The 18,750-nt window shown below is 40.5% G+C and carries 24 protein-coding genes; 20 read left to right on the top strand and 4 right to left on the bottom strand.

What is annotated here, in order from left to right; translation table 11 throughout:
- Positions 1-4: 4 nt before the first annotated feature.
- From FWJ32_RS04845 to FWJ32_RS04835, 3 genes are all read right to left on the bottom strand, one after another.
- Positions 5-1,105, bottom strand: a complete 1,101-nt coding sequence (locus FWJ32_RS04845; protein ID WP_162523509.1) for a GerAB/ArcD/ProY family transporter — start codon at positions 1,103-1,105, stop codon at positions 5-7.
- Between the two features lie 25 nt (positions 1,106-1,130).
- Entirely contained in the window at positions 1,131-2,225 is a 1,095-nt protein-coding gene (locus tag FWJ32_RS04840) for a Ger(x)C family spore germination protein (RefSeq protein WP_162523508.1), read from the bottom strand.
- A gap of 99 nt (positions 2,226-2,324) precedes the next feature.
- Positions 2,325-3,809 carry a spore germination protein gene (locus FWJ32_RS04835; RefSeq protein ID WP_149544843.1) on the bottom strand — a complete coding sequence of 495 codons (1,485 nt, stop codon included), beginning with the start codon at positions 3,807-3,809 and terminating at the stop codon, positions 2,325-2,327.
- A 135-nt stretch (positions 3,810-3,944) separates the two neighbouring features.
- Between FWJ32_RS04835 and FWJ32_RS04830 the strand changes: the two genes are divergently transcribed.
- The 7 genes from FWJ32_RS04830 to FWJ32_RS04800 all read left to right on the top strand — a co-directional run bounded on the left by FWJ32_RS04830 (position 3,945) and on the right by FWJ32_RS04800 (position 8,553).
- A complete protein-coding gene (locus FWJ32_RS04830) occupies positions 3,945-4,874 on the top strand; it encodes a dipeptidase (RefSeq protein WP_149544842.1) in 930 nt (309 codons plus the stop codon).
- A gap of 273 nt (positions 4,875-5,147) precedes the next feature.
- On the top strand, positions 5,148-5,429 hold the full coding sequence (locus FWJ32_RS04825; protein ID WP_149544841.1) for a hypothetical protein: 282 nt from the start codon (positions 5,148-5,150) through the stop codon (positions 5,427-5,429).
- A complete protein-coding gene (gene cas4 / locus FWJ32_RS04820) occupies positions 5,414-5,923 on the top strand; it encodes a CRISPR-associated protein Cas4 (RefSeq protein WP_162523507.1) in 510 nt (169 codons plus the stop codon). The genes FWJ32_RS04825 and cas4 overlap by 16 nt, the downstream gene beginning before the upstream one ends.
- A 13-nt stretch (positions 5,924-5,936) precedes the next feature.
- Positions 5,937-6,923: a delta-lactam-biosynthetic de-N-acetylase gene (gene pdaA, locus FWJ32_RS04815; protein WP_203227582.1), complete on the top strand. Its 987-nt coding sequence runs from the start codon at positions 5,937-5,939 to the stop codon at positions 6,921-6,923.
- 3 nt (positions 6,924-6,926) lie between these two features.
- Positions 6,927-7,220, top strand: coding sequence for a DUF7990 family protein (locus tag FWJ32_RS04810; protein ID WP_149544839.1), 294 nt, complete (start codon positions 6,927-6,929; stop codon positions 7,218-7,220).
- Entirely contained in the window at positions 7,220-8,158 is a 939-nt protein-coding gene (locus FWJ32_RS04805; RefSeq protein WP_149544838.1) for an ArsA family ATPase, read from the top strand. Before FWJ32_RS04810 ends, FWJ32_RS04805 begins: the two co-directional genes overlap by 1 nt.
- A gap of 32 nt (positions 8,159-8,190) precedes the next feature.
- Complete coding sequence (locus FWJ32_RS04800; protein WP_149544837.1) at positions 8,191-8,553, top strand: ArsR/SmtB family transcription factor; 363 nt, start codon at positions 8,191-8,193, stop codon at positions 8,551-8,553.
- On the opposite strand, the gene FWJ32_RS04795 is transcribed toward FWJ32_RS04800, so the two are convergent.
- Positions 8,554-8,943, bottom strand: a complete 390-nt coding sequence (locus FWJ32_RS04795; protein WP_149544836.1) for a helix-turn-helix domain-containing protein — start codon at positions 8,941-8,943, stop codon at positions 8,554-8,556.
- Between the two features lie 455 nt (positions 8,944-9,398).
- Here FWJ32_RS04795 and FWJ32_RS04790 point away from each other — a divergent pair, with 455 nt between their 5' ends.
- The 13 genes from FWJ32_RS04790 (at position 9,399) to FWJ32_RS13835 (ending at position 18,740) form a co-directional block, all read left to right on the top strand.
- Positions 9,399-10,433 carry a lysylphosphatidylglycerol synthase transmembrane domain-containing protein gene (locus FWJ32_RS04790; protein WP_149544835.1) on the top strand — a complete coding sequence of 345 codons (1,035 nt, stop codon included), beginning with the start codon at positions 9,399-9,401 and terminating at the stop codon, positions 10,431-10,433.
- Positions 10,434-10,536: 103 nt separating this feature from the next.
- A complete protein-coding gene (locus FWJ32_RS04785) occupies positions 10,537-10,737 on the top strand; it encodes a zinc-ribbon domain-containing protein (protein WP_149544834.1) in 201 nt (66 codons plus the stop codon).
- Between the two features lie 445 nt (positions 10,738-11,182).
- Complete coding sequence (locus FWJ32_RS04780) at positions 11,183-12,055, top strand: basic amino acid ABC transporter substrate-binding protein (RefSeq protein WP_149544833.1); 873 nt, start codon at positions 11,183-11,185, stop codon at positions 12,053-12,055.
- Positions 12,056-12,068: 13 nt separating this feature from the next.
- A complete protein-coding gene (locus tag FWJ32_RS04775; RefSeq protein WP_149544832.1) occupies positions 12,069-12,734 on the top strand; it encodes an amino acid ABC transporter permease in 666 nt (221 codons plus the stop codon).
- A complete protein-coding gene (locus tag FWJ32_RS04770; RefSeq protein WP_149544831.1) occupies positions 12,721-13,443 on the top strand; it encodes an amino acid ABC transporter ATP-binding protein in 723 nt (240 codons plus the stop codon). The genes FWJ32_RS04775 and FWJ32_RS04770 overlap by 14 nt, the downstream gene beginning before the upstream one ends.
- Positions 13,444-13,529: 86 nt before the next feature.
- Positions 13,530-14,063, top strand: a complete 534-nt coding sequence (gene hpf, locus FWJ32_RS04765; RefSeq protein WP_149544830.1) for a ribosome hibernation-promoting factor, HPF/YfiA family — start codon at positions 13,530-13,532, stop codon at positions 14,061-14,063.
- 134 nt (positions 14,064-14,197) lie between these two features.
- Entirely contained in the window at positions 14,198-14,836 is a 639-nt protein-coding gene (locus FWJ32_RS04760) for a hypothetical protein (RefSeq protein WP_149544829.1), read from the top strand.
- 216 nt (positions 14,837-15,052) lie between these two features.
- Positions 15,053-16,339: an HD-GYP domain-containing protein gene (locus FWJ32_RS04755; RefSeq protein WP_149544828.1), complete on the top strand. Its 1,287-nt coding sequence runs from the start codon at positions 15,053-15,055 to the stop codon at positions 16,337-16,339.
- Positions 16,329-16,907 (top strand): DUF5317 domain-containing protein, encoded by a 579-nt coding sequence (locus FWJ32_RS04750; RefSeq protein ID WP_149544827.1) that lies wholly within the window; start codon positions 16,329-16,331, stop codon positions 16,905-16,907. Before FWJ32_RS04755 ends, FWJ32_RS04750 begins: the two co-directional genes overlap by 11 nt.
- A complete protein-coding gene (locus FWJ32_RS04745) occupies positions 16,873-17,379 on the top strand; it encodes a transcription repressor NadR (protein ID WP_149544880.1) in 507 nt (168 codons plus the stop codon). Before FWJ32_RS04750 ends, FWJ32_RS04745 begins: the two co-directional genes overlap by 35 nt.
- A gap of 238 nt (positions 17,380-17,617) precedes the next feature.
- Complete coding sequence (locus FWJ32_RS04740; protein WP_149544826.1) at positions 17,618-18,115, top strand: ECF transporter S component; 498 nt, start codon at positions 17,618-17,620, stop codon at positions 18,113-18,115.
- A gap of 32 nt (positions 18,116-18,147) precedes the next feature.
- Positions 18,148-18,579 carry a DUF3842 family protein gene (locus FWJ32_RS04735; protein ID WP_238988791.1) on the top strand — a complete coding sequence of 144 codons (432 nt, stop codon included), beginning with the start codon at positions 18,148-18,150 and terminating at the stop codon, positions 18,577-18,579.
- Positions 18,580-18,614: 35 nt separating this feature from the next.
- Positions 18,615-18,740 (top strand): energy-coupling factor ABC transporter permease, encoded by a 126-nt coding sequence (locus FWJ32_RS13835; protein WP_149544878.1) that lies wholly within the window; start codon positions 18,615-18,617, stop codon positions 18,738-18,740.
- Positions 18,741-18,750: the final 10 nt, after the last annotated feature.

Genomic DNA, 18,750 nt, shown 5'->3' with positions numbered 1-18,750 from the left:
GCCTTTATTTTTTTATATGTCTTGAGTATGACCTTAGGGACTCTGCAATACTAAGGCATATGGGGATTGCTATACTGCATGCAATACCAAGGTAATTAAGAACCTTGATAAAATTTATTGTCTGGAAGGCGTTGCTGGGTAATAGTGACAGTATGTACACAATGGGAGCAGCTATTATCACTACAGTTCTATAATTTTTTAGCCCCCACAAACCTGAAAATGTGAGTGCCCCTCCCAGATAGAAGCCGGTCAGTGTGGTAAATGAAGTTAATATCCAAACTACCATTGCAACAATGCCGAGCCTTTCAAATATACGGCCAGGCCCTGAAATACTCATCATGAGGGTCATGCTGGGCCATATGCATTGTTTTGTCTGCTCTAAACCAAGTGATGAGATTACCAAAACTACCACATACAGGTACACTGGTATGAGCATCATGAATGTGTATTTAAGTATATATTTCCCGCTGTTCCTGTCTTTGAGACTTGGAGCTATAAACAAAAGCAGTTCAAAGCCCAGATAACTGTATAGGGTATTGTAAGTACCTAATGCCAGATCCTTAAAAGAAGAGTTTAAGAAAGGCAAAAATTCTGTAAAATCGGCCTTGTGCAGTGTGAGTGCGTATATCAAAATAATGGAAAAAATGAGTATGGGCAGGAGGATATAGGATGTTTCAACAGTAGGTTTTACCCCTGAGATTGTAAGGTAGACAGTGAGCAACAACATTAAGATAATGACAAATGCTTTTGGTGTTTCCCTAAATATGTATGTACAAAGCACATTGGCGAACACCTGTAAGGTTGATATTGAGATGAGGAAACAATAGACTGAGTATAGCAGTGCTATGATGGTGCCCAAAAACCTACCTGCACGGTTTATAAGGTACTCAGAGAATGATTTTTCATCCATATATTTTATTACATATGCTATAGGGAGGCTGAATAAAAACGAAAAAAATCCACCTAAAATGACACATATCCAGCTGTCAGGCCCGGAAGATTTAGCTACATCTCCTGGCATACTGAGCACGCCTGTTCCAATGATTACGGAGATAAGAAATGCTACAGATTGATATGAGGTTATCTTTTCGTTATCACCGTTCATACTCAATACCTTCCTCTGCACTTTATCATATACTGCCGACTTTTTGTATTGTAGAGTCCACATTTACTATGAACCTTACATTCGGGAATATCTCATTCCAGTCTTGTTGATATTTCTTCCAAATATCTGGATAAAATTTGTACAGAAACTCGCCCAGTTGGATAGCGTCAAAACCATACTCGTTTTGAATGGTATCCAAACTTTTATATACAATTGACTTTATGCGCGCAGAAATTATGCCTTCTGCTGCTTTTATTTTTTTCTCATCTGTTGGCGATAATTCAACAGCTTCAAGTATGTTACACCTTACCTTTATGTCTATGCCTATGGTTGGCACATAACTTGATATGACTGATAGCTTTGCATGGCTGTTTGATACCTCAAATGTGATGTTGTCACATGGTATAAGTGGATTTTTAATCTTATTTTTAATCAGGTTTATACCCAGGGTTTCTTCTGCATCCAGCCATCCAACCATTTTGTTATCTTTTATCACAGCTGCTCCACCTATATACGCATCATTGGGTCCGATTTTTACCTTGCTCATGAGCATGTTGCCGCCTGTAGAATGCATCATGCGTATAAAATCATTTACATCTTGATGGACAAAGTAGCCGAGTGAGTTTCTATTTTCATATATAGTATCAAGATACACGGAGGTCTGCTTTTCTAATTTTGAATGAAGTTTTTCTATGTTTTCTGCCTTCCCCTCTGAGATACTTATCTGGGCACGCCTGTTTACACTGGCAAACCTTTCTAAAAATTCTTGTATTGGTTTTAAATCATCTCTTGCAGTGTCCTCACCGATGAGTATTACCGAGGTGTGTGAGAAATCTATCATTCTGTTTATCCTGAGTGACAACTTATCCAATGCCCCATATATCGTGCTGGATTCTTCCCTAAAAGATGGGACGGGGGCATCCTGATTTTGATTTGACCCTGTGCTGCCCGTTGTCAGGTTGGAAGGGACTGTAAGTGTAACGACAAAATTATTATCATCCTTATCTATAGCAAACGAAGCTACAAAAAGCCTTTTGTCTATATCGGCCAAATCCCAGCAACCTGATAGTGATATAGACATAAGTATAATGGTCAAGGTGAGCAAAAGAGTTTTTTTCATGGTTTTTCGACTCCACTTAAAAATCCAATGAAACATAATACTATTGGAACACCTGTGATAGGTGTCATTTTGTTCAAACTGTATGGCCTCCTGTTCCTATTAATGCTTTTTCATCCTATCTTTGTCGAGGGGCATGGTATAGTCTGGCCTTTTGGTGAGTTGATGGAACGGAGCTCTGTAGAATGTATCTATACCATCACCGATTTTAAAGTTAACGAATGGCGAGAGATAGCTTACTCCCACACTCTTAAGTTTTACAAGGTGTATTATGAGCGCCAGAAACCCTATGTATACCCCGTAAAGGCCTGCGACTGAAGCTAAAAGGATAAATATGAATGTCATCAGCCTGAAACATATGGCAAGGTTAAAATTGGGGATAGCAAAGGATGATATAGCATTTATTGATATTATTATGACCATTATGGGGCTGACAATTCCGGCCTGCACAGAGGCCTGGCCGAGGACAATGCTTCCAACTATACCTATTGTCTGACCAAAAGGCGCTGGTAGTCTCACACCAGCTTCTCTTAATACCTCCAGCGTTATAAGCATCAGGAGTGCTTCTATTGGTGTGGCAAATGGCACGTTCTCTCTTGACGAAGCTATGGATAAAACCAGGTCTGTTGGCAGCATGTCGGGATGATACGACGTTGAGGCAATATAAAGGGCAGGTATAGTGACGGCAAAAAATGCGCTTAAAAATCTGAGTGCCCTGATCAAGGTGGCTATATACCAGTTGGAACTGTAATCATCAATGGACTGGAACAGTCCGATCAGTGTAACAGGTGCTATCAGAGCATAGGGTGTGTTATCACAGAGGATTACCACATTTCCCTCCAGGAGCGCACCACACGTCTCGTCAGGACGTTCTGTGTGCCTGAACTGGGGGAAAGGAGACATTGGATTATCCTCTATCAACTGTTCAATATAGCCGCTCTCCAGTATCCCGTCTATGTCGATTTTACTTATCCTCCTTTTAAGCTCATCTATAATTGCAGGGTTTGCTATGCCATCGATATACATAAGTCCAACGGTTGTTTTGCTGCGTTTTCCTATCTCAGTTGAAAAATACTTTAGGTTAGGGTCTTTTATCCTCTTTCGTATAAGAGAGACATTTGTCCCGCAGGACTCAATAAACCCCTCATGAGCACCCCTTATGGCGACCTCAGTTTGAGGCTCTTCAATGTTCCTCTTTTCCCACCCCTTTGAATATATGACGATACCCCTGTCAATTCTGTCTACAAAAAGAGCCGTATTGCCAGAAAGGATGGCTGCCACTATCTCACCCATATTGTCCTTTTCTTCCAGCCTGTATGCCGTTATGAGCTTTTCCTTTATCCTATCAAATAGCTGCCTTCCAGGGTTACGCTCTATTGTAAGGTAATCTACCTTTGTAAGGGGTTTTATTATGTTATCCTGTATGAGCGCCCTGTCTATCATGTTTTCAAAATAGATGAGTGTTACCTTGTGTGTAAAGGCCTGGTTTCCAATATGAAACTCTCTAAATATTATGTCGTCGCACTCTTTAAAGCGATTTTTAAGCTCCTCAATATTTTCTTTCAGGTCCTTTGATATATATTCCATCTATCATCACCACTAATTATTTTTCCTAAACTAAGAAAAATTATTTGTGCCTATTTTATTTTGTATAAGTCGAGAAATTTATAGGTGAGTATGATACAATTAATGATACAATAATGATAAAAGGGGGGTGTTTGCATGTTTATTGATTTTCATTGTGATACCCTGATGGATACGGTGGATGGAAAGCGGAGTTTAATGGATGATGGAGAAGGCCATATCAACCTTCCTGCACTGGAAAGTTCAGGGGTATTGATGCAGGTCTTTGCGTGTTTTGTTGACGACATGTACGTGAGAAAAAAAGCGGCGGACAGGGTTTTTGCCATGATTGATAGCTTTTACAATGAGGTGGATAAAAGCGGAGGCAGACTGGAACCTGTATATAGATTCGATGACCTGAACAGGATAAAGGAGAATGGTAGGGTTGGCGGTCTTCTATCCATAGAGGGCGGTGAGGCTTTAGAGGGCAGCATGTATCTGCTGAGGGATTTTTACAGGCTTGGTGTCAGGGCGATTACACTGACATGGAGCAGGAGGAACGAACTGGGAGACGGCATTGGAGAGGATTCGGGAAGCGGCTTGACTTCTTTTGGCAAGGACGTAGTGAAGGAGATGAACCGGATAGGTATGATTGTGGATGTATCCCACCTGAATGAAAGGGGTTTCTGGGATGTTATCAATGTCGCCAGTGCGCCGGTTATTGCATCCCATTCTGACTGCAGGGCACTCTGCAGCCACCCAAGAAATCTTACTGACGAGCAAATAAGGGCAATTGCTGATACCGGCGGGGTTATAGGCATTAATTTTGCTGCTGAATTCTTGAGTGATGGCCAGGCCAGCATGAATGATATAATACGCCACATTGACCATATTGCAGATGTAGCCGGCATAGGGTGTGTAGGTTTTGGATCGGACTTTGATGGGTGCACAATACCTGGAGATATGAGCGGCGTATCCGACATGCTGTTAATCCGTCAAAATCTGATTGATAGCGGATACAGTATAGAGGATGTGGATAAGATATGTTATAAAAACTGGGAAAGGGTGATAAAAAAAGTCCTTGGTTAACCAAGGACTTAAAAGATTTATATTAAAGGGGGAGTCAAATCTTTTGACCACAGTATATTATACGCATGTTGGATGGATTTATCAAGTACCCCAACTTAAAAAATCAATAAAACCTACACAGAAATATCCTTAATGGCTATATTTGATGTCATGGCGGTATGTAAATTTTTATCAGAATTTCAAGTTTTTTTATTATATATGTAAAAAGTTTTGAGGAGCTTTAATATCCGTTAAATTAGATGTATAATGGTCTTGTAGCGGGTGGTGTTGCACATGGAACAAATTGGAAAAAACCATGAGGAGGCCGGGAAATATATATCTGCGGAAGACGTTAACAGGTTTTGCTATTGCCCTTATCAATATTACTACAGCTTGACCGTAAACAAAATACCGCGGGGAACGAAAAAAATTTCTAAAAGGTTTAAAAAAGGGAAAAAATATCATAAAGCATATGACAGGGGGCTTAAGATGCAAAACTTTATCAGGATTGTAGCCGGGCTGGCTTCTGCCGTACTTATCTTATGGATAGGGTGGAAGATATGGTCATTGCTCTGATCATTTTTATAGTTGGCCTGGCCATCATCCTTCTTGATAAGGAAACGTCGTTAAGGATACGGGAGATTAAGAGGACTGTTGGAATAAAAGGCTATAGGTCTATTTACAGTGATGCAAAAGGGGATGGAACACTGCTGAAATCAGACACATATATGATTTCCGGAAAGCCCGACTATATCTTCAAGAAGGGTGATGATTTAGTACCGGTGGAACTCAAATCAACCACAACAGACACACCTCTTGAAAAAGATGTCATGCAGCTTGCCGTATATTTTCTTCTTGTTGAAGAAAATTATGGCATTCGCCCTGGTAAGGGGAGATTGATATATGCCAATAAAGCCTACGAGATTGACAACAATTATTATATAAGGGAAAAGGTAACAGAAATAATTAAAGAAATGCAAAGCATCAGAAATGGCGCAGTCCATAGATACCGTGTTGATAAAAACAGATGTCACACCTGTCTCTATAGAGACATCTGCCAATACACATAAGGAGCTGGCTTAGATGGAATCAAGATTGATCACATTATTATTGGTACTACTGCTTGTCATGGGTGGATGCAGCTATAGGCAAAAATCGCAGGAACCTGCTAAACAGCCTGTACAGTCAAAGGCAAACAGTGAAGCAGAGACTCGGGTAAACCAGAGTCAGACAAATGATGCCGGCAGCAGTGAAGATAATCACACCGTTGAAAATGCAGAGTCTGATTTACAAAAGGATAATGTACCACAGGACGTGGAGAAAGACGACAGCGTGAAGCAACCGGAGAAAGAAGAAAGCAAAAAAACAGAGCCGGTAGAGACACCAATAGGATGGGGTATGGTACGTAACAGCGAGCATAAAACTCCAACCATATCTAAGACCGCCAGGGAACTGATAGACAAGTATGGTGCTATTTTTACCGGAGATGAATCATCAAAGGTAGTCTATCTGACATTTGATGAAGGCTATGAAAATGGATACACACCAACTATACTGGATATTTTAAATGACCGGAATGTAAAAGCAGCCTTTTTTGTCACAGGCTCTTATGTAAAGCAGCACCCAGACTATGTAAAGAGAATGGTTGAAGAGGGCCATATAGTGGGCAACCACACAATGACACACCCCAGCCTGCCAACAATTACCGATGATAGGATTAAGGAGGAACTAAATGGGGTGGATGAATTGCTGATGAAGGATGTGGGGATAAAGACAAAGTATGTAAGGCCACCCATGGGAGAGTATACGGAAAGAACGCTAAAAGTGACAAAAGAACTGGGATATACAACGGTATTCTGGAGCCTTGCCTTCAAGGACTGGCTCCCATTACCTGGAGGGCCGCAAGAAAGTTACGATACTGTTATGGACAATTTGCATCCGGGGGCAGTTATCCTTCTCCACGCTGAATCAAAGGATGATACCGAGGCATTGCCTAAGATTATTGACTCAATCAGGGATGAAGGTTATGAATTTAAGACTCTTGATGATATTAATAAAAGGGGGAACTGAGATATGAATAATGAGAGGTTGATGAAGACTTTAGACTTCACCAAAGAATTCATTAAAGGTGCCTTTTCGGCTGACTACAACTCCTCAAGGATTATGAGGGTTGAGGCCTATGAGAAATTAGACAATTTCATGATCCTGTGCTATGGTGAGCTGCTTGGACTGCCATTGCCATCCAGTTATTATTCTATAGAGCTTTTGCCCTATCTTGCCGAAGACCTCACGACATGGGAAAAAAGAATGCTTGACCGTAAGGAGGTCTTGAGTGAACGCTGGGGCAAATATGACTGGTGCTGCTGATGAAAAATATAGTTTTCTTTGGTGGCAAGGGTGGTGTTGGCAAGACCAGCAGTTCGGCCTCTTACAGCCTTTTTTGTGCACAAAGGGGTTATAAGACGCTTATCGTCTCTACAGATCCTGCCCATTCTTTGGGAGACATCTTTGAAGTAGAGATTGGGAATAAAATAAGAGAGCTGGATAATAATCTCTTTGGTCTTGAGATTGACCCAGAAAAGGCCAGCGATGATTATATAAAGAGGACAAAGGCCGAGATGCGCAAGACCTTAAGCCCTATAATAATAGAAGAGATAGAAAGGCAAATAGATGCAATGGTGGTATCTCCTGGTTCTGAAGAGGCGGCCATATTTGACGAACTGGTGAAGATCATAATAAATTATACCTCAGATTATGATGTCATCATTTTTGACACTGCCCCTACAGGTCACACGATAAGGCTACTGTCTTTGCCGGAACTTATGGGTGCCTGGATGGATTCGTTGATTTCAAGCAGGCGCGAGGCTGTAGAGCTTATGAAGATGTCAACTGTCGGGAATAAAGAACTCCATGACAAGTATACCAATGATCCCGTATTGAATATACTGATGAGACGGAAAGAAGAGTATGAAAAAGCCAGGGAAATATTAATAGACAGCAGGAAGGCGTGCTTTGTGTTTGTGTTAAACCCAGAGAAATTGCCGATTATAGAGACGCAAAAGGCGATATCCATTCTTGCAAAATATGGGATACAGATAGGCGGAGTTATAATAAATAAGGTTCTGCCCGATGATATATCTGATGAGTTTTTGCTTAAGCGGAAACAAACTGAGAGGTTTTATATGGAAGAGATTTATAGGAAATTTAAGGACATGATCTTAATGGAAATACCACTTTTCCCGGATGACATCCAGGGCAAATTATACCTCGAGAAGGTATCGTTGCTGTATACTGATGTGATTTGAATTAACTTACCAAAGGAGGCCTGCTCACAATTATGGTGGATGATAATATAGAGTTGTGCGATGAAAATGAGACACATCAGCAAGAGATTGATAATGTATTAAACCACAAACTGGACGACACGACCATTAGTGAACTTACCGACCTTTTTAAAATACTTGGTGACCCAACCCGTATAAAAATATTATATTCACTCAGCCTTGATGAATTATGTGTCTGTGATATAGCAGAAATTCTTAATATGTCGCAGTCAGCCATATCTCATCAATTAAGGACCTTAAGGGCTGCCAGGCTTGTAAAATTCAGAAAAGCAGGCAAATCCGTCTTTTATTCTCTAAATGATGAACACATACTGACATTGTTGAGACAGGGACTGGAACACGTTGGGCATAATTAATTAAGATTTATTAGTACCTTTTGATTCTTTCTCCTTTGTACGCATTAGTTTGATTGCGTACAGATGAACAGCAAGGCTCTTTATTTCCTCTTCTGACATGTTTTTTAACTCTTTGAAAGCCTGAGTTATATCTGGGTCTTTTAGTACCTCGGATATATAGTCGGGTATTTTGTAATCGTTTGTGGAAGTATTACCCACCTCTCTATCGAGGAGATAGTCAAGAGAGACGTTAAAAAAATCAGCAATCTTTTTTAAAGTAGCGAAATCTGGTTCTCTTTTGTTTGATTCATACAACGAGAGAGCGCTTCTTGAAATAGACAGTTTATCTGCAAGTTCTCTCTGGGTAAGATGTTTCTCTTTTCGTAATCTGTGCAACACATCACCAAACATGAATTCACCTCCTTCTAATGATTATAGTTTGATTTAAATATTGAGTAAATGATAGTTACGAAAAGTAGAGGAATTTGCACTATTAGCAATTATTTGTTACATTTTGTCGCATTGTAAAGGCAGTATTGCATCTTCTCAGCGAATGAAAACGCAATAAAATACAAAAAAGAAGATACTCCGACAAGTACCTTCCATATACACAAAACATCCTGTATAATGTTTATATTAAGGGATTGACACGATAGGTTTCCAAAGGCGGTTTGTGATGCATAGAAGACAGCCGTGGGCAATTAATCTATACAATCCAAAATACTGTAGAAAAATTTAAGAACGGTTGTAAGAAAAACAATAATATGGTATAGGGATAGTGAAGTAAAAGAGGGAATGGGAGTAAACCGGGAGTGTATCACCAGGGGTTGACTCTGATGGCAAACCTTGACATGTGGAGGTAGAAGATGAACCTGCTAAATAGAAAAAACCTGATATGGCTTTTATCGTCAGTCCTGATAAGCTTTGTGACAATAATTATAATTATATACTTTACAGTCAGTCCTGATGAGATAGACAGGATACTACATATTAGAATTGAATACATTGTGCTGATGGTCTTGATGATGTTTGGGACGTGGGCTGTTGACACATTAAGGATACAGAACCTCCTTGGGATTATGGGTGAGCGTACCTCATTTTTTTATCTGTTTGTATCTAACATAGCCTCACACTTTATTGGAGCCATAACGCCCTTTCAATCCGGGGCGTTACCTGCACTGGTATACTATCTGAGCAAGAAGAATATAAAGATAAATAAAGGGATAACAGTGGTGACAGGCAGACTGCTTTACTCTTTGCTTTTTTTCGGCATCTTTCCACTGTTTCTTACGTTATTTTTTTATAACAGAATAGGGTTAAATATTTATCTGAGAGTTCTGGCTGTAGGTGTATCTTTGTTTTTATTTGTGCTTCTTATAGGGTGCTGGTACTTAATGATAAATCCACATTTTATTGAATTGCTGGCAGTCAAAATCGGTTATTCTTCCATGATTAAGAGAGTTACATTTAAAAGGTCAAGAGATAAATGGATATGGAGGATAGTTAAAGGACTAAGGGAATATAAGGAAAATTTCAAAGTAATACTTTCGTATGGCGTTAAGGTGACCGCAATCCAGATGATTTATACTGTACTTTTCTGGTTTATTTTCTTTAATTTTGCTACAGTTATAATGCTGGCAATGGGCTTACATATCGATTGGTTTAATGTGCTTGCAAGGCAAACCATTTTTTATAGCATACTTACATATAACCCAATACCCAGTGGCAGCGGGGTAATTGAATTGGGATATGCAGCGATTTTTTCCAATATTGTGCCGACTCAGAATCTCGGCGTGTTTATAGGCATCTGGAGGTTTTTTAGCTTTTATATGTATGTAATAGTCTCAGGAATCATATTTTCTTTTACATTGAGACACATCGGCAGGCCACAAAATTTTTAAAAAAGTATTGCTTTTTTTAAGCTTTTACCATATAATAATAATGGCCTGTATATTAAAGTGGAATATAGGCAAACAATATCTTTAAAGTGAGGGGATTATCCGTATGTATGAGGACAAGGTGTTAGTTTGTAAGGACTGCGGAAAGGAGTTTGTATTTACCGCAGGAGAGCAAGAGTTTTATGCTGAGAAAGGTTTCCAGAATGAACCCGTAAGGTGCAAGGAGTGCAGAGATGCTAAAAAGCAGAGATATGACAACCACGGGAATGGTGGCAGATCATCTCACAGAAGTTTTAATCGTGGTTAATCCCCTTACGTAATAGTAAAGAGGATTATCAAAGGGACACTTAGGGTGTGTCCCTTTTAATTTTTATTTATGTACTAAATAATATTGACGGGCCATTAATAAAATAATACATTAATAAAATAATAACAATTAAAGCAAGTATGAATAAATATGTAGTGTGTTCTCCACAGGCCTTTCAACATTGTTAATCCATCAGTCATGCTAATAGAGGGACTTATCCACATTTTCCACAGTTTTATACTGTAGTTTTCCACAGACTGAACATATATAAAAGAAAATTGTATATGATCCAGGATCAATTTTACCGTAAAAATTAATAAGCGAGGTTAGAAAAACATCGAGGCAAGCCATCTTAATTTAAAAATAAGATATTTTTTTGACTACATATTGATTTTATATGCATTATGCTCTATAATTATACAAAAAAGAAGGGAGAGGTCTTTGGATGAAGAAGGTTGTAGTTGTTTTGCTTACTGTATTTTTGGTGCTGGCTGTTGCAGCCTGTGGAAGCAATAGCAGTCAACCTGCGGCACAACCTCAGGCTCAAAATGGTTCTGGCTCACAGTCTCAGACTCAAAGCAGTTCTGATTCACAGTCTAAGGATAACACGGGAAAAACAAGCAAAGTTGATGAGATAAAGGCAAGAGGTGAACTTATAGTAGGGCTCAGTGCAGACTACCCTCCATATGAGAGCCATGAGATAATCAACGGCGAAGATAAGATAGTCGGGTTTGATATTGACCTGGCACAGGCTATAGCCGATGAACTGGGAGTGAAGTTGCATATAGTTGACACTTCCTTTAATGGGCTTATACCCATGCTTCAGGCGAATAAAATTGATGTAATAATATCCGGTATGACTGCCACAGAGGAAAGGGCAAAGAGTGTGGACTTTTCCGATATATACTTCTCCGGGAAAAATCTTGTCTTGGTCAAAAAGGACTCTAATATTGCAACAATTGACGATTTAAAGGATAAACTGATTGCTGTGCAGTTGGGTACGACTCAGGAAGCTGCAGCCCAAAAGGCGGGAATGAAAACAAAGCCTATAAACCTTCTGACGGATGCCGTAATGGAGCTTAAAAACGGCAAGGTTGATGCAGTTCTGGCTACTGAGGTAGTGGCAAAAAAGTTTGTCAGCATGAATGACGATATAAAATCTGTATATATTAAAGAGCTGGCAGATGAAGGCGGCGGTTCTGCAGCAGCAGTGGCAAAGGGAAATAAGGACCTGGTAGAGGTAATAAATAAGGTTTTAAAGGACCTGAAGGATAGCGGCAAGTACGACGAGATGGTAAATAAGTGGTTTGGCGCATAAGGGAGGTATAACTTTGAATCTTGATTTTTCTAGGATCTCCTCATACAGTCCCCTTTTTGTAAAGGGGGCTGTTACTACCATTGAACTTACATTAGTTTCTGTGATTTTTGGGATAATACTCGGTCTTGTGGTGGCTTTATTGAAGATGTCCAGCTTTAAGCCCCTAAGCTTTATAGGGAGTGCATATGTGGAGCTTATAAGGGGGACGCCGTTACTTGTGCAGTTATATATAGTTTATTACGGACTGCCACAGCTTATAGGTCAGGATATACCAAGCTTTCCGGCAGCAGTAGCTGCCCTTAGTATAAATAGCGGTGCGTATGTGGCTGAGATTATCAGGGCAGGAATACAGGCAGTGGACTATGGACAGATGGAAGCTGCCCGGTCTCTGGGCATGAGTTACGGCCTGGCTATGCGCTTTGTGATTATTCCCCAGGCAATAAAGAACATTCTTCCTGCGCTGGGCAATGAGTTTGTAGCGCTGCTCAAAGAATCAGCCGCTGTCTCTGTTATAAGCATGAGCGACCTGATGAGGCAGGCTGATATAATAAGAGCAGCCACGTATACAGCCTTTGAACCATTGATTGTGGTTGCGCTCATTTATTTTGTGATGACTTATATATTCTCTACTTTTCAGAGAATCCTGGAGAGGAGGCTTAAAGCCAGTGATTCGCGTTGAAGACCTCCACAAAAATTTTGGCAAGCTGCATGTACTAAAGGGTATAAATGCAAAGGTGGACAAGGGGGATGTAGTTGTAATCATTGGACCGAGTGGCTCGGGGAAAAGCACCTTTTTAAGATGCATAAACCTGCTGGAGTATCCTACCAGCGGCAAGATATATATAGAGGGGGAGCTGATAGACAAAAAGACGGATGTCAACCGCATAAGGCAGAAGATTGGTATGGTTTTTCAGCACTTTAATCTGTTTAATAACCTTAATGTGCTTGGCAATATAACCCTTGCCCCTATGAAGGTAAAGGGACTTAGCAAGGATATTGCCGAGGATATTGCATTCGAGTTCCTGAAAAAGATAGGTTTGGAGGACAAAATATATGCTTTTCCATCTCAACTGTCAGGCGGACAGAGACAAAGGGTGGCCATATGCCGTGCCCTGGCTATGCAGCCGGATATAATGCTTTTTGACGAACCCACGTCGGCCCTGGACCCTGAAATGGTAAAAGAGGTTCTTATGACCATGGAGGGCTTAGCTGAGGAGGGTATGACCATGGTGGTGGTTACCCATGAGATGGGATTTGCCAGAGAGGTGGGCGACAGGATAATATTCATGGATGGAGGCCAGATATTGGAGGAATCAACTCCCGAACAATTCTTTTCTCATCCAGAAAACAGCAGGGCTCAGGAATTCTTAAGCAAGGTCCTGTATTAGAGAAAAGTTTTGTAATAAAAGAAGGAAAAAAGGGAAGAAGATAGAATATAACTATATGCATCCTAAAAATGAGGGGAGTTGATGATATGCAGGTTGCTGTAACAGGCAAAAACATGGATGTTACTGATGCATTAAAGGAGAGAGCAAAAAAGAAACTCCAAAAGCTTGACAAATATTTCTACAAAGAGCTCGAGGCAAGGGTATTGTTGGAGGTAGAAAGGGGATTTCATAAAGCAGAGATATTAATACCATTCAGGGATATACTTTTCAGGGCAGAGGAAGCCACACCGGATATGTATGTTTCCATTGATAATGCGGTTGATAAGATTGAAAAACAGATACTTAAATATAAAACCAGATTGGAGAAAAGATTCAGTAGCGGAGATTCCATAAGATATGCCGATTTACCTCAGGGGCCTAAGGAAGAGGAGGAAGGCTTCGAGGTTGTAAGGACAAAAAAGATTAGTATCAAGCCCATGTCAGTTGAGGAGGCTATACTTCAGATGAACCTCCTTGGACATGACTTCTTTGTCTTTACCAATGAGGAGACCGATGATGTGGCTGTGGTCTATAAACGGAAGGATGGAAGGTATGGCCTTATAGAGCCAAATGAGGAATAAAGATAATAGTTTATTTATTGATATTTTTATTTAAAGATGGAGGAGATCCATCCATTTTTTTTATTATTTAAGAAGGAATTAGCAAAAATAAGTAGAATAATTTAATATATGTACAATTGGAAGGACGGATGCTAATGGAAACAGATAAAAACCTTCTTGAAGAAATGGAAAAGACATTAAACCAGCTTGGAGGAGTAATATCCAGCAAGATAATAAAGAATGACCGTGGCGAAATTGTAGAGATACATGTACTTGCAGATAAGAGCAGAAATCCTAAACAGATTTCCAGAGACGTACAGTCGGCTCTCATGGCGAAGTTCAATGTTGATATAGATTACAAGGTTATAAGTGTAGCTGAAATAGAGAACGATGGATTACCCAATGATGACGAGCGGTTAAGGATAAGAAGCCTGCAGTACAGTCTTGAAGGAATTAGGGGAAGCGCACGGGTCGTTCTTGAAAAGAACGATATTGCGTATGAGGGTGAATACAGCGGAGTCCATTCCAGTGGTTTTTTACCGACTGCTTTTATAAATGCAGTGGTTTCTGCATTGAATAAGTACATATCGGATGAAATCGTCCTTGTTGTTGAAGACTATAAGTTTATAGACATAGCCAATTTGAAGGTGCTGGTTGTGGTGCTCAGCGTCATGAATACAAGACATAAGGAACTATATATTGGAAATGCAATTGTCCATGAGGAGATTGAGGAGGCATGTGTAAAGGCTGTTTTAAATGCAGTCAACAGGGTAGTCAATACACTTAAAAAATAGAAAAAAAGGCCGGTATAAACGTAGCGTAGCGGCCTCCTGTCCCGTAGCGTGGGATAGAGAAAAACATAAAGGGGGGCTTAGGGATGAAGGCAAGGATAATATCTATTCTTTTAACCTTAATGGCTCTGGCAGTAGTTGGCGGAGCAGGTTTTAAGTGGTCACCATGGTAATCTAAACTGTTTATACCGGCCGTTTTTATAGAAGGGGGACAATCGTTTGAGCAGACAGAAGTTACTTTTTGCATATATATTGACCTTATCTGCTGTAGCCTTGCTGATACTGGGTAGGGGTATAAGCACGGTATCTGATAGTGGGTTTGATATAGGCAGGCTTGCTGTTTTTTTTGCTGTCCTTGTCATATCAGAGTCCCTTACCTTGGAGTTGGGTAATGGTACTCTGGTCTCCTTTAGCTTAGTGTCTCAGATTTTAGCCATATCGGTTCTGGGTATTGATAAAGCGGTATTTATAGTAGGATTAGCAGAGTTTTTCAGTGTCTACTATAAGAAGGGTGAGTCTAAGTTTGTCTTTAACAGGCCGTTTAAGGTTACCGTATTTAATACAGCTTCTACTGTTATAAGTTTCTATATATCGGCGCATATTGCCTATAACTATATTTATGTGGCATTGCAGATACATGGTATTTTGGGATATATAAATCAATTCATAACTACAATGATGTTTTCTTTTATTTTTCTGCTTATAAATGATCTGTTGATAAGCCTTGTTATCTATTTTGACAAAGGGATTGATTTTTGTAAAACCTTTAAAGAAAATTTCACTTTGGGACTACCAAATTTTGTATCTATGGGGTTTATGGGGTTTTTGCTGAGCGTGGCGTATGATCTGTATGGCTACATAAGTCTTGCGTTTTTCTTTTTGCCTATTTTGATAGTCAGGTATACAGTACAGATCTATCTTGATTTAAAAAAGACGTATTATGAGACTATACAGGCCTTTGTGGACGCCATAGAGGCAAAGGATAAATACACCAAAGGCCATTCACAGAGGGTAGAAAAATATGCAGAGACTATAGCTAAGGAGCTTGGTCTTCCGGATGCCAAAATAGAAAAGATTAAGATTGCAGCTCTCCTGCACGATGTCGGCAAGATTGGGATAGATGAGGGCATATTAAATAAGCCTGGCCGCCTGACACCGGAGGAGTATGAGAAGGTCAAGGAACATGCTGAGATAGGTTACAGAATAGTAAGGAATATAGAGTTTTTGGAGATGGAAGCGCGGTGGATACGATATCATCACGAGTGGTATAACGGTAAAGGATATCCTGAACAGCTGGGGGATAAGATACCCTTAGAAGCAGGCATACTCGCCATTGCAGATGTTTATGACGCCCTGACTTCAGATAGGCCCTACAGGCAGGCTATGAGTGAAGATGAGGCGTATTCTGTGATAGTCAATGAGCGTGGCCATTTTATACCTACTGCACTGGAGGCATTTAAAAAGGCATTTGCCAATAACAGGGAGTTGTTTATACGTGTTTATTGATGTTGTGGTCATTTCTTTAATCATAGCAATAATAAGAGGCGTTGATATAAAGGCTGCGGCCCAATATGAGATAAGGGGCTCATACCTGTTTGCACTGGGCCTGCTTATAGAAACGGTCAGTGTATTGTATGCGAAAGAGATTGGACATTTAAGGTACTGGCTGTACCTGTCCTCTTTTGCATTTCTTATGGTTGCGGTTTATATGAACAGGGATAACAGGGTATTCTGGCCAGTGGGCATTGGGGTTTTCCTGAACATGGTGGTTATAGCTTTAAACGGCGGCAGGATGCCGGTACTTTTGAAAGCGGCAAGAAAAGCTGGTTTTACAGAACTTGCAGACAGTCTTGCCAGGGGAGGCCTTATTTCTCATGTGATGATAACACCGGGTACGCCCTTATGGATTCTGGGAGATATAATATACATACCAAAACCCTATCCGAGACCGGATGTGCTGAGTATAGGTGATATATTTATTTGCATAGGACTATTTTTTCTCATTCAGGACATACTGGTAAAGAAGGCAGGTGAAGGCAGTGGATGCAGCGGCAAGAAGGTGCAGGATAATTGAAATGTTGGAAAATGGAGGGGTTATCTCCGGGAGTGAGCTGTCAAGCCGGCTCGGAGTTAGCAGACAGGTGATTGTCCAGGACATCGCAATCATGAGAGCTGAAGGGAAAAAGATACTCTCCACGCCTCAGGGTTACAGGCTGGAAGGAAACATGCAGAGGAAGACGAGAATTTTTGCCTGCAGGCATGGTATGGAAGATGTCTATGAAGAGCTCTCCACCATAGTAGATTACGGGGGAAAGGTACTGGACGTTATAGTTGAGCACCCGGTATATGGTGAATTAAAAGGATACCTCATGATATCATCCAGGTATGACCTTGACAACTTTATAAGGAGCATAAAAGAGAGCCAGGGTAAGCTTTTGTCCTCACTTACTGAGGGAGTACACCTGCATACCGTAGAAGCTGAAAGTGAGGCAGCGCTGGAAAGAATAGAGAAAGCCCTAAGAGAAAAGGGCTTTATAATGGATTGAAAATATATATGAAAATTTAGGAGGGGAAGGTTGAGGGGACTTACCTTCCATATTAAGTTGTGAGGGATATTGCCCTCGTGTAAGACCACCATCTTCAGTATAGCACCACCTATAGATTTTTGTATTAAATCCATGTTAAATCTATGTTTATTTTTTGTTAACACTTGCAGCTCTTTTCAGCAGGTGTTATAATATCTTTACAGATGTAAAGACAACTGTAAAGATAGGAGGAATATAGATGAAAACTCACGAACTTACTGCTGGTGCTGTGCTTACAGCCCTTGCCATCATGATACCTATAGCTTTTGGAGGTATACTGGGTGTTGTAATACCACCGTTTTCAGCAACCCTTACGGCACATGTGCCTGAGATGCTGGCAATGCTTGTAAGTCCTTCAGCAGCGGTTATGGTCGGGCTGGGTTCCGCTTTTGGATTTCTTTTGAAGCTGGGGCCTGTTGTTGCAGCCAGGGCTCTCACCCACGCTGTATGGGGAGCAGCAGGGGCGATGCTTATCAGAAGGGGCATGAGTTTTAATAAGGCTGTCTTTGTTGTCCTTCCAGTACATGCCATTTTAGAGGGACTTATAGTCATACCTTTTGGTATAGGTACCTATATGGCCGGTGTGGTGGTCATAGGCACTGTACTTCATCACACTGTAGATGCATTGATATCCATGGCCTTAGTCTATGCCCTTATGCCTGTTATTAAGAAGGGAGCATCTAAAGATATCTATTGACAGTACTGTGAAATGTGTGTAGAATTAAAAATATGAAGAGAGATAATCTGTATATAGCGGTAATTGATGGTCAGGGTGGAGGACTTGGCCGGGCTGTCATTGAGAGGATAAGGCAGGAGAGGTTGCCTGTAAAGATAATAGCCCTTGGCACCAACTCCACAGCTACGTTTAATATGTTAAAAGGAGGCGCCGATGAAGGCGCTACAGGCGAGAACGCCATAGTAGTAAATGCTAAAAAGGTGGATTTAATAATAGGTCCCATAGCTATAATCATATCCAATTCACTAATGGGTGAGCTTACCCCAAAGATGGCTGAGGCAGTGTCTTCCTCGGATGCAATGAAGCTTTTAATTCCATCTTCGCGGTGTAATGTGAAGATTCTTGGCACCAAGGAGGGCGCTATGCAAGGTTATTTGGATGAACTGATAACAGAATTGAAGGAACAGGTAGGTCATGAAGACTGATTCTTCATGATTTTTTTATTGAAGGAGGGTAAAAAATACATATACCTGATGGTTTTATCAATGTTAGGACAGCTGCAGCCACATATGCTGTCTCAGCAGCGTTTGTCGGTTATTCAATGAAAAAGGCAAAAAAGACGATGGAGAATAAGAACATACTATAAGTTTAAGGTT

Origin of the sequence: Calorimonas adulescens, from assembly GCF_008274215.1 — a bacterium.
GTDB lineage: Bacteria > Bacillota > Thermoanaerobacteria > Thermoanaerobacterales > UBA4877 > Calorimonas > Calorimonas adulescens.
This window is presented reverse-complemented; position numbering and strand designations above follow the sequence as displayed.